The sequence below is a fragment of the Enterobacter sp. HG048 genome, from assembly GCF_024702055.1.
GTDB classification, from domain to species: Bacteria; Pseudomonadota; Gammaproteobacteria; order Enterobacterales; family Enterobacteriaceae; genus Enterobacter; species Enterobacter dykesii.
The window spans coordinates 63,322-78,353 of the sequence record NZ_JANLIZ010000004.1 but is presented as its reverse complement, the minus strand read 5'-3'; the positions used below and the strand labels follow the sequence as shown (position 1 = coordinate 78,353).

Below are 15,032 nucleotides of genomic sequence, written 5' to 3'. Positions count from 1 at the left end.
TTAAAGATCTTCCGGCCAAGGGAAGCATTCCGCCGTGATAACCGGCGTGTGGTAATAATTCTGTAAGGCCTCGATCAGACGTGCCGGACGTTCCGGGATGCCTTTCTCAAGATATTCCATCACCTGCGCGTGAACGCGGCGCTGGAAGACGATACGGTCTGGCTCGAAGTCGCCTTCGAGGTTGTCACAGCTGACGTTGAACGGGAAACCCGCCGCGACGCAGAATAGCCATTCCAGCGCCTGCGGCTTCACTTCCACATCTTCAAACTGGCCCTGAGTGGCGGCATCACGTCCGTCCGGGCAGTACCAGTAACCGAAGTCCACCAGCTCGCGCCGCGCTTTACCCGCAATGCACCAGTGCGAAATCTCGTGCAAGCCGCTGGCATAAAAGCCGTGGGCAAAGACGATGCGGTTATACGGAACCTCCGCATCAGCAGGAAGATAGATCGGTTCGTCGTCGCCTTTAATCAGACGGGTATTAAAATCGTCAGCAAAACAGCCGTCGAAAATCTCAATCAGCTGTTCGTATTTATGCGTACTGTTCATTAGTGCATCCCCAACCAGGTGAGGATCTCCTGTCCATGGCTGTCATAAAGAAGTTTGGCGCTCATTACGGCCGAGACGATGACGATCATCGGGCGAATAAGTTTTTGTCCTTTGCTTAATACCAGACGCGAGCCCGCGCGCGCGCCCAGGAACTGCCCTGCCATCATCACAAATCCGGTTGCCCAGATAACCTTGCCGCCAATGATAAACAGCAGCAGGCCGCCGACGTTTGAGGTCGCGTTGAGCACTTTGGCATGGGCGGTGGATTTGGCGAGGTTAAACCCGGCCAGCGTCACGAACGCCAGCGCGTAAAATGAACCGGCCCCCGGCCCGAAGAAACCGTCGTAAAAACCCACGCAGCCCCCGGCAATCAGGGCAAACGGCAGGCCGTGCAGACGACGCTGGCGGTCTTCTTCACCGAGCTTTGGCATCAGCAGGAAGTAAAGCCCGATGCAAATGACCAGAATCGGCAGGATCTGGCGCAAAATATCGGACTGCACGTGCTGAACCAGCAGCGCGCCCGACGTGGAGCCGATAAAGGTCATCAGGATATTGAGCTTCTGATCGGCCAGGCTCACCACCTTACGGCGGATAAAATAGAGCGACGCCGAGAGCGAGCCGCCGCAGGCCTGAAGCTTATTGGTGGCAAGCGCCTGCGCCGGGCTCATGCCCGCCGCCAGCAGAGCGGGCACGGTTAACAACCCGCCGCCGCCCGCGAGCGCGTCGATAAAACCGGCCAGCATGGCCACAAAGAACAGCACCACCAGCAGCAGCGGTGACACCATAAACAGATCGACGAAATTATCCATTAAAGTACATGCTCATCCAGTAGCGCCTGGCAGGAAGGCGGCAACGGAGGCGGTGTCTTCTTCTCAGGCTTAGAGGTTCCAGGTTTTGCCGGCTCAAACCAGCTTTGCAGTTCCGCACCGCAGCCATCGCCTGGCGGCGGAAGCGGCTGATCTTCACATTCCAGGCTGTTTGCCGGGCAGCGCAGACGAACATGCATGTGCGCACGATGCTGGAACCACGGGCGCACTTTGCGCAGCCAGTCGCGATCGGTTCCGGCATCCAGGCAGAGCTGCTGCTTGATGGCCGGGTTGACGAAAATCCGCGTGACGTCGTTATCTTCTGCCGCCAGCTTGATCATGCTGGATACGTCCCGCGTCCAGAGTGATGGCACAACGCGCTTGCCGTCGCTCGCCACCAGATCCAGCGCCTGCGGTTTCAGCAGTTGGGCGGAGGTCCAGCGCGTTTTCGGCAGCTGCAGGAAGATATCAACATCCAGTCCGGTCTGGTGGCTGGCGTGTCCACCGTTAAAACGCCCGCCGGCAGGCATCCCCATATCGCCAATCAGCATCGTGCCCAGCCCCAGGTTATGCACCTGGTTTCCCAGGCGCTGGATGAACAGCACCAGGTCAGGGTGGCCGAAGTAACGACGCTGGTCGGTACGCATCACCTGATAGGTATCAGACTGGAGAGGAAGCTCCTGGGCACCGACGATACAGCCGTTGGAAAAGGCGCCAATGGACTGCGCGCTCCCCGCCACCGGGTGGGTGATTTTTTGCCACGGTGTGGCGGCCAGACTGGCTCCACTCGCAAGCAGCGCCAGCAGAGCAATTGCGGTTTTTTTCATGTTTACCAGCGTGGAATGGTGGTCGTCACATCCGCATTCTGCGCGCGCTGGCGCAGGAAGTGATCCATCAGCACGATCGCCAGCATCGCTTCTGCGATCGGCACCGCGCGGATCCCCACGCACGGATCGTGACGTCCTTTGGTGATCATCTCAACTTCTTCGCCCTCGCGGTTAATCGTGTGGCCCGGCACGGTAATGCTGGAAGTTGGCTTCAGCGCGATGTTGGCAACAATCTGCTGCCCGCTGCTGATACCGCCCAGGATACCGCCCGCATGGTTGCTCTGGAAGCCCGCTTTCGTGATTTCATCGCGGTTCTGACTGCCGCGAAGCTGAACCACGTCAAAGCCGTCGCCAATCTCTACGCCCTTCACCGCGTTGATGCTCATCAGCGCGTGGGCAATGTCGGCGTCGAGACGGTCGAATACCGGCTCGCCCCAGCCAGCCGGGACGCCGTCTGCCACCACGGTCACTTTCGCGCCAATGGAGTCGCCCTCTTTTTTCAGGCCGCGCATCAGTTCGTCCAGCGCCTCAAGCTTGTCGGCATCGGCGCAGAAGAACGGGTTTTGTTCAACCTGATCCCAGTCCTTGATCGCCAGCGGAATGTCGCCCATCTGGGTCAGACAGCCGCGGATAACGATGCCAAATTTCTGCTGCAGGTATTTTTTGGCAATCGCCCCTGCCGCCACGCGCATCGCGGTTTCACGCGCGGAAGAGCGCCCGCCGCCGCGATAGTCGCGGAAGCCGTACTTTTGCTCGTAGGTGTAGTCGGCATGGCCCGGACGGAAGACGTCTTTGATGGCGCCGTAGTCCTGGGAGCGCTGATCGGTGTTTTCGATCAGCAGACCGATGCTGGTCCCGGTGGTGCGGCCTTCAAAAACGCCGGAGAGAATTTTGACCTGGTCCGGCTCGCGACGCTGCGTGGTGTAGCGAGAGGTGCCCGGGCGACGACGGTCGAGGTCGTGCTGTAAATCGGCTTCGGTCAGTTCGATGCCTGGCGGTACGCCATCAACGATACAGCCCAGCGCCAGCCCGTGTGATTCCCCAAAGGTGGTCACGCGGAATACCTGTCCAATACTGTTTCCTGCCATCACGGCTCCGATGTTGTTGTTTGTGTTTGAGCGTTGTGAAACGGGTCGAAGCCCGCTGGATTAATCTTTATAGATGCTGAAGTGTTCGCGCGCGTCGAGCAGCTGCGCTTTGGTCAGCATAAAGACGCCGTCACCGCCGTTGTCGAACTCAAGCCAGGTGAACGGCACATCCGGGTACTGCTCTATCAGATGTACCATGCTGTTGCCCACTTCACAAATCAGAACGCCGTCGTCGGTCAGGTAATCCGGCGCGCAGGCCAGAATGCGGCGGGTCAGCTTCAGGCCGTCAGAGCCTGACGCCAGACCCAGCTCCGGCTCGTGACGGTATTCGTTCGGCAGATCGGACATGTCTTCCGCATCGACGTACGGCGGGTTGGTGACGATCAGATCGTACTGCAGCGTCGGCAGATCGCGGAACAGGTCGGAGCGAATTGGCGTAACGTGATGGATGAGCCCATGCTCTTCGATGTTGTGCTCGGTCACGGCCAGCGCGTCGGTGGAGATATCGACGGCGTCCACTTCCGCTTCCGGGAAGGCGTACGCGCAGGCGATGGCGATACAGCCGCTGCCGGTACACATATCCAGAATGTGCTGCGGCTGATGGCCGATCAGGCCTTCAAAGTGGTTGTTGATCAGCTCACCAATCGGCGAGCGCGGCACCAGCACGCGTTCATCGACATAGAACTCATGGCCGCAGAACCAGGCTTTGTTGGTCAGATAGGCGACCGGAATGCGCTCGTTCACGCGGCGGATCACGCGCTCAACGATGCGGTGTTTTTCGCTGGAGGTCAGGCGCGCGGTGCGCATGTCTTCCGGAATATCCAGCGGCAGGTAGAGAGACGGCAGCACCAGTTGCACGGCCTCATCCCACGGGTTGTCGGTACCGTGACCGTACCAGATATTGGCGGCGCTGAAGCGGCTAACCGACCAGCGCAACATGTCCTGTATGGTATGCAGCTCGTTTACTGCTTCATCGACAAATATTTTATCCACTCTTTCCTCCAGGGCATGCTCGCATAATTTTCGGCGGCTAGTTTGCCATGAAGACGGCGATAAATCAGCAATGACGCGTCGCGCTTGAGGTTAAAAAATGCGTTTAGTCGGGTACACTATCGGAAATACGAGATGAGAATGACGAATGAAAAAGAAAACATCGCTCAGCGAGGAGGATCAGGCGCTCTTCCGCCAGCTAATGACCGGGACGCGGAAAATCGCGCAGGACACCATCGTCCATCGCCCGCTGCGTAAAAAAATCAGCGAAGTACCGGTCAAGCGTCTGCTGCAGGAGCAGGCGGATAACAGCCACTATTTTTCAGATGAATTTCAGCCGCTGCTTAATACGCAAGGGGCTGTTAAGTATGTACGCGAAGACGTCAGCCATTTTGAGCTGAAAAAATTACGCCGCGGAGATTATTCGCCGGAGCTTTTTCTCGATCTGCACGGTTTAACGCAGATGCAGGCGAAACAGGAGCTGGGGGCGTTGATCGCTGCCTGTCGCCGTGAACATGTTTTCTGCGCCTGCGTGATGCATGGCCACGGTAAACATATCCTCAAGCAACAGACGCCGCTGTGGCTGGCTCAGCACCCACACGTCATGGCTTTTCATCAGGCACCGAAAGAGTACGGCGGAGATGCCGCGTTGCTGGTGTTGATTGAAGTGGAAGAGTGGCAGCCGCCAGAGTTGCCCTGACAGAAGGGCGGGAAGCACATTGCCCCCCGCCATATCGCACGTCACGTCAGATCGCTTTTGCCATCTTCAGGTTGCACGGACTCATTTGCCAGTTGAAGACACCTTTGCCCGTTTCGTCGAGAGAAACGTTGGCAATGGCGGATGTCGTGAACATCGGCGGGGTCTCGCCCGGGCACAGCTCAGATACCAGATAGCCAACCAGTGGCAGGTGGGAAATGACCAGCGCGGAAGCAACACCTTCATTGCACAGCGCCTGAAGATAAGCGCTGACAAGGCCTACATCGCCACACGGGGTGAGTTCAGGGAGAACATCCACGCTGTTCGGCAGGTTCATACACTCCCCTACCACATCAAGCGTCTGTTCTGCACGCAGGAACGGACTCACCAGAACGCGTTCGATGTCCACTTTTTGACCGTTAAGCCAGGTCGCCATCAGACGAGATTCGTCGCAGCCACAGACGGTCAAAGGACGTACTGAGTCACTGGCGGCATCGAGTGCCGCGTCGCCGTGACGCATGATAAAAACTTGCATATTGCACCGCTTTTGTTAACCAGAATCACCGGCGTTAACTACCCGCGATAAATGCTAAGAGGTAGAAAACCCGATGGCCGGGCATTGTGCCTGATCCATTCGGTGAATGAAACGCTGTTTTTTACCTCAATGGCGTAAGTATAGTCAATCTCTGTTTACAAAATCGCCAGAACAGGTCCATTCACTTCAGGATTTACCCTTCTTTGACCTCAGCTTACGAGGACAGTTTCCCTTGCAGGCCAAAATGTCTGGCCGCGTTCCGCCATCTGCAATAATTCGTCACACGGCGTAAACCGGGGACCATATTGCGAAGCCAGACGTTGCAGGATTGCAACCACTTCACCCGCGCCGAGCGTATCCATGTAACGGAACGGGCCGCCAAGGAACGGCGGGAAACCAATACCAAATACCGCACCGATGTCGCCATCGCGTGCACTCTTGATCACCTGCTCATCAAAGCAGCGCGCCGCTTCATTGAGCATCATCATCACGCAGCGCTCAGCGCACTGAACGGCGGAGAGTTTTCCCTGACCTGTGGTCGAAATGAGTCCATATACCGAAGGGTCGACCTGTTTCCTGCTTTTACGCCCTTTCGCGCCGTAAAGATAGAAACCGCGTTCATTTTTTCTGCCTTTGCGATCGTCCTTCAAAATCGCAGAAACAATGTTTGCAGGTGGGCTAAAACGATCGCCATATGCAGCTTCCAGCACTGGTATAATTTTAGTGCCGGTGTCTATTCCCACCTCATCCAAAAGTTGGATTGGGCCAACGGGGAAACCAAACTTTACCAGCGCCTCGTCGACGTGCTCAATCTTCTCCCCTTCCGTCAGCAGCCGCATGGCTTCATTAATGTAGGGAGCCAGAATGCGGTTGACGTAGAAGCCAGCTTTGTCCGCTACCACAATCGGGGTTTTGCCCTGTTTTTTCGCCAGCTTCACCACGGTGGCAACAGTTTGCGGACTGGTCGTCGCGTGCGGAATAACCTCCACCAGCGGCATTTTTTCTACCGGGCTAAAGAAGTGCAGTCCGATCACCTGCTCCGGACGCACGGCTTTCGCCGCGATATCGCCAATCGGTAATGACGACGTGTTAGAGGCAAAAATGGTGTGCGGGGCGCAATGTTGCTCAACGTCTGCCACCATCTGTTGTTTAAGCGCCAGATCTTCAAACACGGCTTCAATCACCAGATCGCGGTGCGCAAAACCGCTGTAATCCGTCGTACCGGAGATCATCGCCAGGGTTTTATCACGCTCGCTTGCCTTGATATGGCGGCGCTTGACCTTTAGATCAAGGTTCAGCCAGCTGTACTGCAGCGCGTGGTTGATCCCCTTAGGATTAATGTCTTTGATTCGTACAGGCAATTTGCCTTTGCTGGCGGTAACAAAAGCGATACCGCCGCCCATGAGTCCCCCACCCAGTACGCCAACGGCACGCAGCGGCGCAGGCTCAGCCTCGCTGCCCGGATCTTTTTTCACGTCCGTGCTGGCGAAGAAGATGCTGCGCAGCGCCTGCGACTGCGGCGTCATCGCCAGTTCGCCAAAGGCTTTGGCCTCCGCGGCATAACCGCTGCTGCTGCCCTGCGACAGCCCGGTTTCGATCACGTCCAGGATCCGCTTTGCCGCCGGGTAATTGCCTTTGGTTTTTTGTTCGGTCTTTTTGCCCACCATGTTGAACAGGAGGGTTCTTCCCAACGGGCCGGCCAGCACGCGCTCGCGAACCGGCAGAGGACGTTTTGCCTGACGCCCTTTCAGCGCAAGCTCAACGGCGGCCTCCAGCAAAATGGACTGCGGCACGACATCATCGACCAGACCGGCTTTGAGCGCCTGACGGGCACGCAGCTGTTTACCGGTTAAGATCATCTCCAGCGCCGTGCTGACACCCACCAGGCGCGGCAGCCGTTGCGTTCCGCCGGAGCCAGGCAGAAGTCCCAGCTGCACTTCCGGCAGGCCCAGAATCGTTTTCGCATCGTCGGTGCAAATCCGGCTGTGACAGGCCAGCGCCAGCTCAAGCCCACCGCCCAGACAGGCACCGTGGATCGCGGCAATGACCGGGATCGGCAGACCGTTGATCTCCGCCATCACCTGCTGCCCCTGACGCGCCAGCTCTTCGGCTTCCAGGGCGCTTTGCGCCCGGGCGATCATGTTGATATCCGCGCCGGCGATAAAGTTATCCGGCTTGGCAGAGATAAACACCAGACCACGAATAGCTTTGTTATCGCGGATCTGCTTTAGCATCGCGCGCACCTGAACACCAAATTCGGCCTTCAGGGTATTCATCTTTTCATCAGGCACATCAATAGTGATAACGGCCACGTTATCGAGGCGAACCGTCAGATTAAATGCAGATGGCATATCCATTATTCAGCCTCCAGAACCATTGCTGCGCCAAGGCCACCCGCCGCACAGGCGGTAACGAGGCCAAACCCGCCGCCACGGCGACGGAGTTCATGTAATGTTTGCGTGATCATCCTCGCCCCTGTGGCGGCAAACGGATGACCGTAGGCGATAGAGCCGCCCAGCACGTTGAATTTACTCTGATCCACTTCGCCCGTGGCATGGGCGCGGCCCAGCACATCGCGCGCGAAACGCTCGCTTGCCAGCAGCTGGACGTTTGCCAGGGTTTGCGCGGCAAACGCTTCGTGCATATCAATCAGGGTTAAATCAGCCAGCGTCAGCCCCGCGCGCTCCAGCGCCAGCGGCGTGGACCACGCCGGACCTAACAGCATGTCCTGCCAGACATCAATAGCGGTGAAGGCATAGCTGCGTAGATAGCCCAGGGGAGTGATGCCCAGCTCCTTCGCGCGGGATTCGGTCATCAGGATCACGGCGGCGGCGCCATCCGTCAGCGGCGTGCTGTTCGCCGCCGTCACCGTGCCGTGTTTGCGGTCAAACGCCGGGCGCAGTTTGGCGTAATCCGCCAGCGTTGAGGTGCCGCGAATATTGTTATCTTCCGCAAGCGGTTCACGGTAGGGAGGGATATAGGCGGTCATGACCTCGTCGGCCAGCTTGCCTTCCGACCAGGCTTTTGCCGCAAGCTGATGCGAGCGATGCGCCAGGGCATCCTGCTGTTCACGCGTAATGCCGTACGTTTTTGCCATCTGCTCGGCGGTATCGCCCATGCGCAGGCCGGTGGAGTATTCCGCTACGGCAGGTGGTACAGGCATGAGGTCGCGCAGACGTAAACGCGAGAAGAGTTTGAGTTTCTGACCCGTCGTGCGGGCTTTATTAGCATCCACCAGGATGCGCGCCAGCTTTTTACTGACCCCAATCGGCAGCACCGAAGAGGAGTCCGCCCCACCCGCAATCCCGGCGCGAATCGTGCCCGCCATCAGGCTTTCGGCGACGTTAGCTACGGCCTGGAAGCTGGTTGCGCAGGCGCGGCTGACGCTGTAGGCATCGGTATGCACGTTCATCCCGGTACCGAGGACGATTTCACGCGCAATATTGGGGGCTTCAGGCATCTGCACAACCTGACCAAATACCAGCTGTTCGATGACCTCAGGCGGAATTTCGCTGCGAGCCAGCATCTCCCCCACTACCATTTTCCCCAGGTCAACGGCCGGTATGCCATGAAACGCCGTTGCCTGACGCGCAAACGGCGTGCGCAACCCACTGACTATGGCAATGCGATCGCCCTGACGGGTAATAAGCGGTAATGCCTGACTCATAACACTCCCCTGTAAAAAATTTTTGCAAACATAAAGTGGTCTGACCTGATAATAGTCTTAACCATTTTTTTACATTCAGCCAATCGGGGAAACGAAAAAGTGCGAGCTAAAACACAGAGAAGAAAAAGAAAATGCCCCAAGGAAAAAGCAAAACGGTAACCCATAGGTTACCGTTTTTAGTGTTTGCACACTCTCCCGTGGGAGAGGGCTGGGGGTGAGGGCATCAGGCCACAGAGATTAACGCAGGCCCAGCTGGAAAATCAGCGTTTCTGCTTCACAGGCGAAGACAAAGTCGATGTCCAGCTTCACGCCACCTTCCACTTCGGTAAAGGTAGACTTGATTTCACACGGATCGGATTCAACGTCACGCGCACGCTTGCTCAGCGCGGCCAGGGTCTCTTCCGCTTCGGCACGGTTGGTGAATACACGGCTGTAAGAGGCGGTGCAATCGGTGTTGTCCATGATAGTCCCAACATCCATACAGCAGCAAACCGGGGTTTCATCAGCACTGCATTTACTCATAGCTCAATTTCCTCTGTATTCGCGCAGCGCGCGAGATAAACACGATGCTGCTATTTTACGCCCCGGAGCGGGCGCTCTCCAGCCGTTAATGGCGCAAAAGCGGATAAGTGACCAATATCACACTAAAAAATGATCTAAAACAAAAACCACCCTTTTGGGTGAGTATTGATGGTCACAATTTTGCCAACCAGATCTCGTTTCACGAAACATGTTTGAAAATATTAATAAACAAACTTGCAACATTCCGGCTGGTCAGACCTATACTCTGGCCACTGGTCTGATTTGTCTGTCATACCTCAGACCCTACACTTCGCGCTCCTGTTACGGTATGTAACAATTATTGAATAAAAATAACTCAATGAGGTTATGGTCATGAGCCAGAAAACCCTGTTCAACAAGACTGCGCTGGCAGTCGCAGTGGCACTCGTCTCCACTTCCGCCTGGTCAGCGGGCTTTCAGTTAAACGAATTTTCTTCCTCTGGCCTTGGCCGTGCGTATTCAGGGGAAGGCGCTATTGCTGATGATGCGGGTAACGCGAGTCGTAACCCCGCGTTGATCATGATGTTCGATCGTCCGACTTTCTCTGCCGGTGCAATTTTTGTCGATCCAGGTGTTGATATATCGGGCCGTTCTCCGACAGGCGCCGATCTGAAATCGGATAACATTGCCCCAACGGCATGGGTTCCAAACATGCACTTCGTGGCGCCGATTAACGACCAGTTCGGCTGGGGCGCATCCGTGACCTCTAACTACGGTTTAGCAACCGAGTTCAATAACGACTATGCAGCTGGAGCGTTTGGCGGTAAAACCGACCTGGAAACCCTGAACCTGAACCTGAGCGGTGCTTACCGTCTGGATAATCACTGGAGTTTCGGCGTTGGCTTTGACGCTGTGTATGCTAAAGCCAAGATCGAACGTTATGCGGGCGACCTGGGTAAAGTCGTCGCTGGCTCAGGCGCACTTCCTCCAGCCCTGGCACAGCGAGTGGCTGGTATCCCGGCAGACACTCAGATCGCTTATCTGAAGGGCGATGAGTGGGGCTTTGGCTGGAACGCCGGTATCCTTTATGAACTCGATAAAAACAACCGTTACGGCTTAACCTACCGTTCCGAAGTAAAAATCGACTTTGATGGAGATTACAAAAGCAGCCTCCCTTCTGCCTATAACCAGATCCTCGGCAACTTCGGTCTGCCGATGGGCACCAATGGCCAAACCACTGGCGGCTCTCTGAGCCTGCACTTACCAGAAATGTGGGAATTGTCAGGTTATAACAAAGTGGCGCCACAGTGGGCAGTTCACTATAGCCTGACCTACACCAGCTGGAGCCAGTTCCAGGAGCTGAAGGCGACCAATAGCAACGGCGACACGCTCTTCTATAAAGATGAGAGCTTCCGTGATGCTTACCGCATCGCGCTGGGGACCACCTACTATATGGATGACAACTGGACATTCCGTACCGGTATTGCCTTCGATGATAGTCCGGTACCAGCAGACAAACGCTCTATCTCAATTCCGGATCAGGACCGCTTCTGGCTGAGCGCAGGTGCGACCTATGCATTCAATAAAGATGCATCTATTGATGCAGGTATCTCTTATATGCACGGTCAAAAAGTTAACTTCAAGGAAGGTCCGTATGAGTTCTCTTCCGAAGGTAAAGCCTGGCTGTACGGCATGAACTTCAACTACGCGTTCTAATTGGATTAGAATCAAAAAAGGTGAGCATTGCTCACCTTTTTTATTTATTCCGAATCAATATCTTTGAGTTCGTTTTCGATTGCCTTCGCGTTTGGATTCTCTTCCGGCTTCAGCTTGCCGCCGTTGGCAATAAAGTCATGATTCTGGAAGTACGCTTCACGCACCATAATATACGGGTCAGAAGACTGGCGCAGCAGACCATCAGAGTCGAGCAGTTGCGCGCGGGTTTCAATCCCTTCCACCGTCCATTTACCCACCGACAGCGGCCAGGTCAGCCACGACAGAACCGGATACAGCGTATCGACCATATCGCCGCCATCATCACGCACGGTGAAGCTGCCATAGAACGGCAGATGAACGTAAGGACCGTAACCGACACCATAATGCCCCAGCGTACTACCGAAACGGTGCGGCTGTTCACGCTGCAGTTTCGGGTTAGCCATACCTGCTACATCAATAAAGCCCCCCATCCCCAAAATGGAGTTCAGGAAGAAGCGGGTAAAGTGGACCATCCCCTGATACGGGTCGCCCTGCAGGAAGTAGTTCACCATTACCGCAGGCTCTTCGAGGTTGCTGGTAAAGTTACTTAACCCGTTACGCGCAGGTTGTGGAACATAATCGCGCCATGCTACTGCTACCGGACGAACCACATACGGGTCCAGTACGTTGTAGTTGAAGCTATACATTGAGCGGTTAAATCCTTCGAGAGGATCGGAGCGTCCCGTTTGCTCACCGGAGCTGGCGCAGCCCACAAGCATCGTCGCGCCAAGCGCAAGCGCCGACAGCCGAAGTTTCATAAATATCTCCCTGTTCAGTATGGCTATCGTTGATTGCCATCCGTAACGGAGCCGTTAATGCTCCGTCTGTAAACGTGCAAGCGATTGTAACAGCACGTTTACCGATGTCTATGAGCACAATTACGGGCAGTAACCACCGTGACTCTGATCTCAGCATAGCCTGGCTTTTGGAATTCGTTTCGCTGGCAATTTTATAATGTCTTTGAAAGAGATGTATCACCTTTGTTGTCATTGCTGACAATTTAAGAGCATCCCCACAGGCATCCCGATAAAAGCCGCTACGCTTAAAAGAAAGACAACCTCCGGGAGCAGATATGAAAGATGTAGGCGAAGAAAAAATTGGTGAGAGCAGTGAGGATCTTGAAATTGAAAGTGAGGAGAAAGCGCGCGGCGAGAAGATTGAAATTGATGAAGATCGCCTCCCCTCCCGCGCAATGGCTATCCACGAGCATATACGCCAGGATGGTGAAAAAGAGATGGAGCGCGACGCGATGGCCCTCTTCTGGTCAGCCATCGCTGCCGGGCTCTCAATGGGCGCATCTCTGCTTGCGAAAGGGATATTTCATGTGCAGCTGGAAGGCGTACCCGGTGGATTTTTACTGGAAAATCTCGGCTATACCTTCGGCTTTATTATTGTCATCATGGCCCGCCAGCAGCTGTTTACCGAAAACACGGTGACCGCCGTTCTGCCGGTGATGCAAAACCCCACACTCGGTAATTTCGGTTTATTGATGCGGCTCTGGAGCGTGGTCCTGCTGGGTAATATTATCGGCACGGGCATCGCGGCATGGGCGTTTGAATATATGCCGATCTTTGATGAACCCACCCGGGATGCGTTTGTGAAAATCGGCATGGACGTAATGAAAAACACGCCGGTCGAGATGTTCTCAAACGCCATCATCTCTGGCTGGATTATCGCCACGATGGTCTGGATGTTTCCTTCAGCGGGAAGCGCCAAAATTGTGGTGATCATATTGATGACCTGGCTGATTGCGCTGGCGGACACCACGCATATAGTGGTCGGTACCGTTGAAATCCTCTATCTGGTCTTTAACGGTACGCTTCACTGGAGCGATTTTTTCTGGCCGTTTGCCCTTCCGACGCTGGCGGGAAACATTTGCGGCGGAACGTTTATCTTCGCGCTGTTAAGCCATGCCCAAATTCGTAACGACATGTCGAACAAACGCAAAGCTGAGCTTAAGGCACGGGAAAATGATGATAAATCGACAAAAAAATCGACCTGAATGGTGACTCTTTGAGCAGTCAGGCGGCGATGCGCTTAACGCAAAGTGTAAATAAGGCTATACTAGTGCCGCCTCGTCCCCTTAGTTAAATGGATATAACGAGCCCCTCCTAAGGGCTAGTTGCAGGTTCGATTCCTGCAGGGGACACTTTACCCTCGCGCTTTTTTCAGCACATTCGTCTGTCCAACGCCAGAATTCACTGAGCAGAAGAATCCTGTTTTATTTGAGCGTAACGCGTTGCCAGCTGTTTAAGACGTAACTCCAGTTGAGTCTTTTCAGCTTCAGGAAGCGCATGTCCTGCTGGATGCTGTGACAGACGCCTGAGCTGTTCTTCAGCCGGTATCGTTTGGTTAAAGGACTGTATAGTCGAAAAAACCACCGATTTAAGCTCGCTTACCGTGATGTATTTTCCTTTTTGCTCGTCCAGACTACTCAGCCGGTGACTCAGTTGCTGAAGCGTCATCATTCCCTGATACCAGCTATTCATGGCGTCGACAGGCAACGCAGCCGCGTTAAATTTTTGCTGCCACTGCATTGTGAGCGATTTCGCCTCCTCCGGCCGCAATGTCTGGAGCTGTTCTAACAGCTGAAGGCTGTAGGAAATATTCCAGTCAGGAGGCAGTTTATCCAGGCGGGCAAGCTGCTGCTGCGTGTCTGTGATAAAGGTGGACGATAAAGTGCCTCGCAGTGTTAACGCGTTTTGCTGCACGGGCGTGAGCACTTCAGGTAACGGAGCCAGAGAGGCAAAAGCCTGAGTCGCCAGGGGGTCGGGTCTGGACAAAGAAATCCATCCCCAAGCCACAGCGATGCAAACCACCAGCGTTGAACACATCCCGGCAAAAAAGGGCTTCCACTGTCTGACTGGCACGGGGGCTGTCGTGCGATCCTCTCCATTCGGCTGATTTTCCTGATGCACAACATATATCCATTTCACCTCTTCGATCGGTTCGGCTTTATCCAGAGGCGATTCGCTATCGGGCTTCATGTTCACATTCAAATCTGATGCGTCATTACTGCTTTCCAGCCGTTCAGCACTTGAACGTATCAACGTTCGTAACGTATCAAGCTGGCTAAGGTGTTTAAGCTCAAGGCGCTGTAGCACCGCGCTCAGGCTGGTAAGTAACGCTTCTGCACGATAAAGCTCACAAAGATGACTGCTGTTGAATGGCAGCATACGCATGCGCTGCTGCAGGCGCTGGCTAAGGCCGCTAAGGATTTCCATACGAGCGTGTTGTGTCTTCGGCCATAAGGTGCGCCACTGGCGGCTAATCAGGGCCTCCAGAATCGCCAGCCCTTCATTCAGGCCAGCTAATCCAGACAGGTGAGTACGGGCAAGGGTGTACCAGGCTGCTGTCTGCAACTCCACGCCGTTTTGTTCAAACATTGAGAGACAGAGTCTTTGAACATATTGCCAGTTCACATCAGGGCGAGCAGGATGCGTCAGCTTGCTGAGTTCATCGCGGAGAGCGGCATAATCTGGCAGCGTACGCGGGTCGCCGCCGGTTTTTAACGTTATATGTTTGGTCATTCTGCAGGGCCTGCATATCCGTGTCGGTTAATATCGTCAGTTGATGTGTAAGACAGTTTTGCGTGTAGAAACGCAATGACTAATAAAGAA

The 15,032-nt window shown here is 55.1% G+C and carries 14 protein-coding genes and 1 tRNA gene; 4 read left to right on the top strand and 11 right to left on the bottom strand.

All coding sequences use genetic code 11. The annotated features are described in order from the left end of the window. The 5 genes from NUX24_RS07365 to prmB are packed head-to-tail and all read right to left on the bottom strand — an operon-like array spanning position 1 to position 4,260. On the bottom strand, positions 1–546 hold the full coding sequence (locus NUX24_RS07365) for an elongation factor P hydroxylase (RefSeq protein WP_033146101.1): 546 nt from the start codon (positions 544–546) through the stop codon (positions 1–3). Then, positions 546–1,355 carry a sulfite exporter TauE/SafE family protein gene (locus tag NUX24_RS07360; protein ID WP_032642026.1) on the bottom strand — a complete coding sequence of 270 codons (810 nt, stop codon included), beginning with the start codon at positions 1,353–1,355 and terminating at the stop codon, positions 546–548. The genes NUX24_RS07365 and NUX24_RS07360 overlap by 1 nt, the downstream gene beginning before the upstream one ends. Continuing rightward, complete coding sequence (gene mepA / locus NUX24_RS07355; RefSeq protein ID WP_024908935.1) at positions 1,355–2,179, bottom strand: penicillin-insensitive murein endopeptidase; 825 nt, start codon at positions 2,177–2,179, stop codon at positions 1,355–1,357. Before mepA ends, NUX24_RS07360 begins: the two co-directional genes overlap by 1 nt. A 2-nt stretch (positions 2,180–2,181) precedes the next feature. Then, positions 2,182–3,267, bottom strand: coding sequence for a chorismate synthase (gene aroC / locus NUX24_RS07350; RefSeq protein ID WP_257830624.1), 1,086 nt, complete (start codon positions 3,265–3,267; stop codon positions 2,182–2,184). A gap of 60 nt (positions 3,268–3,327) precedes the next feature. Then, complete coding sequence (gene prmB, locus NUX24_RS07345; RefSeq protein ID WP_008502612.1) at positions 3,328–4,260, bottom strand: 50S ribosomal protein L3 N(5)-glutamine methyltransferase; 933 nt, start codon at positions 4,258–4,260, stop codon at positions 3,328–3,330. 145 nt (positions 4,261–4,405) lie between these two features. On the opposite strand from prmB, the gene smrB reads away from it, so the two are divergent. Next, positions 4,406–4,957 carry an endonuclease SmrB gene (smrB, locus tag NUX24_RS07340; RefSeq protein ID WP_023344606.1) on the top strand — a complete coding sequence of 184 codons (552 nt, stop codon included), beginning with the start codon at positions 4,406–4,408 and terminating at the stop codon, positions 4,955–4,957. 46 nt (positions 4,958–5,003) lie between these two features. Here the strand turns inward: smrB and sixA are convergent, their stop codons facing one another. The 4 genes from sixA to NUX24_RS07320 all read right to left on the bottom strand — a co-directional run bounded on the left by sixA (position 5,004) and on the right by NUX24_RS07320 (position 9,678). After that, on the bottom strand, positions 5,004–5,489 hold the full coding sequence (gene sixA, locus NUX24_RS07335) for a phosphohistidine phosphatase SixA (protein WP_257830619.1): 486 nt from the start codon (positions 5,487–5,489) through the stop codon (positions 5,004–5,006). 209 nt (positions 5,490–5,698) lie between these two features. Then, the gene (gene fadJ / locus NUX24_RS07330) at positions 5,699–7,846 is read right to left on the bottom strand and encodes a fatty acid oxidation complex subunit alpha FadJ (RefSeq protein WP_257830617.1); all 2,148 of its coding nucleotides are present in this window, start codon (positions 7,844–7,846) and stop codon (positions 5,699–5,701) included. Beyond that, on the bottom strand, positions 7,846–9,156 hold the full coding sequence (gene fadI, locus NUX24_RS07325) for an acetyl-CoA C-acyltransferase FadI (protein WP_087823068.1): 1,311 nt from the start codon (positions 9,154–9,156) through the stop codon (positions 7,846–7,848). The genes fadJ and fadI overlap by 1 nt, the downstream gene beginning before the upstream one ends. A gap of 237 nt (positions 9,157–9,393) precedes the next feature. Beyond that, positions 9,394–9,678 (bottom strand): YfcZ/YiiS family protein, encoded by a 285-nt coding sequence (locus tag NUX24_RS07320; RefSeq protein ID WP_023336445.1) that lies wholly within the window; start codon positions 9,676–9,678, stop codon positions 9,394–9,396. 372 nt (positions 9,679–10,050) lie between these two features. Between NUX24_RS07320 and fadL the strand changes: the two genes are divergently transcribed. Beyond that, positions 10,051–11,373 (top strand): long-chain fatty acid transporter FadL, encoded by a 1,323-nt coding sequence (gene fadL / locus NUX24_RS07315; RefSeq protein ID WP_023312584.1) that lies wholly within the window; start codon positions 10,051–10,053, stop codon positions 11,371–11,373. A 44-nt stretch (positions 11,374–11,417) separates the two neighbouring features. Here the strand turns inward: fadL and mlaA are convergent, their stop codons facing one another. Further along, positions 11,418–12,170, bottom strand: a complete 753-nt coding sequence (gene mlaA, locus NUX24_RS07310) for a phospholipid-binding lipoprotein MlaA (RefSeq protein WP_023336447.1) — start codon at positions 12,168–12,170, stop codon at positions 11,418–11,420. Between the two features lie 314 nt (positions 12,171–12,484). Between mlaA and NUX24_RS07305 the strand changes: the two genes are divergently transcribed. Continuing rightward, the gene (locus NUX24_RS07305) at positions 12,485–13,414 is read left to right on the top strand and encodes a formate/nitrite transporter family protein (RefSeq protein ID WP_023312586.1); all 930 of its coding nucleotides are present in this window, start codon (positions 12,485–12,487) and stop codon (positions 13,412–13,414) included. Between the two features lie 75 nt (positions 13,415–13,489). Beyond that, positions 13,490–13,561: transfer RNA gene (locus NUX24_RS07300), tRNA-Arg, on the top strand. A 49-nt stretch (positions 13,562–13,610) separates the two neighbouring features. On the opposite strand, the gene NUX24_RS07295 is transcribed toward NUX24_RS07300, so the two are convergent. Then, a complete protein-coding gene (locus tag NUX24_RS07295; protein ID WP_257830610.1) occupies positions 13,611–14,942 on the bottom strand; it encodes a VasL domain-containing protein in 1,332 nt (443 codons plus the stop codon). Positions 14,943–15,032 lie beyond the last annotated feature (90 nt).

What these genes read in the sequence shown, in the direction of transcription:
- NUX24_RS07365 (WP_033146101.1), bottom strand. Translation starts at nt 546, where the DNA reads ATGAACAGTACGCATAAATACGAACAGCTGATTGAGATTTTCGACGGC.
- NUX24_RS07360 (WP_032642026.1), bottom strand. Translation starts at nt 1,355, where the DNA reads ATGGATAATTTCGTCGATCTGTTTATGGTGTCACCGCTGCTGCTGGTG.
- mepA (WP_024908935.1), bottom strand. Translation starts at nt 2,179, where the DNA reads ATGAAAAAAACCGCAATTGCTCTGCTGGCGCTGCTTGCGAGTGGAGCC.
- aroC (WP_257830624.1), bottom strand. Translation starts at nt 3,267, where the DNA reads ATGGCAGGAAACAGTATTGGACAGGTATTCCGCGTGACCACCTTTGGG.
- smrB (WP_023344606.1), top strand. Translation starts at nt 4,406, where the DNA reads ATGAAAAAGAAAACATCGCTCAGCGAGGAGGATCAGGCGCTCTTCCGC.
- sixA (WP_257830619.1), bottom strand. Translation starts at nt 5,489, where the DNA reads ATGCAAGTTTTTATCATGCGTCACGGCGACGCGGCACTCGATGCCGCC.
- fadJ (WP_257830617.1), bottom strand. Translation starts at nt 7,846, where the DNA reads ATGGATATGCCATCTGCATTTAATCTGACGGTTCGCCTCGATAACGTG.
- fadI (WP_087823068.1), bottom strand. Translation starts at nt 9,156, where the DNA reads ATGAGTCAGGCATTACCGCTTATTACCCGTCAGGGCGATCGCATTGCC.
- NUX24_RS07320 (WP_023336445.1), bottom strand. Translation starts at nt 9,678, where the DNA reads ATGAGTAAATGCAGTGCTGATGAAACCCCGGTTTGCTGCTGTATGGAT.
- fadL (WP_023312584.1), top strand. Translation starts at nt 10,051, where the DNA reads ATGAGCCAGAAAACCCTGTTCAACAAGACTGCGCTGGCAGTCGCAGTG.
- mlaA (WP_023336447.1), bottom strand. Translation starts at nt 12,170, where the DNA reads ATGAAACTTCGGCTGTCGGCGCTTGCGCTTGGCGCGACGATGCTTGTG.
- NUX24_RS07305 (WP_023312586.1), top strand. Translation starts at nt 12,485, where the DNA reads ATGAAAGATGTAGGCGAAGAAAAAATTGGTGAGAGCAGTGAGGATCTT.
- NUX24_RS07295 (WP_257830610.1), bottom strand. Translation starts at nt 14,942, where the DNA reads ATGACCAAACATATAACGTTAAAAACCGGCGGCGACCCGCGTACGCTG.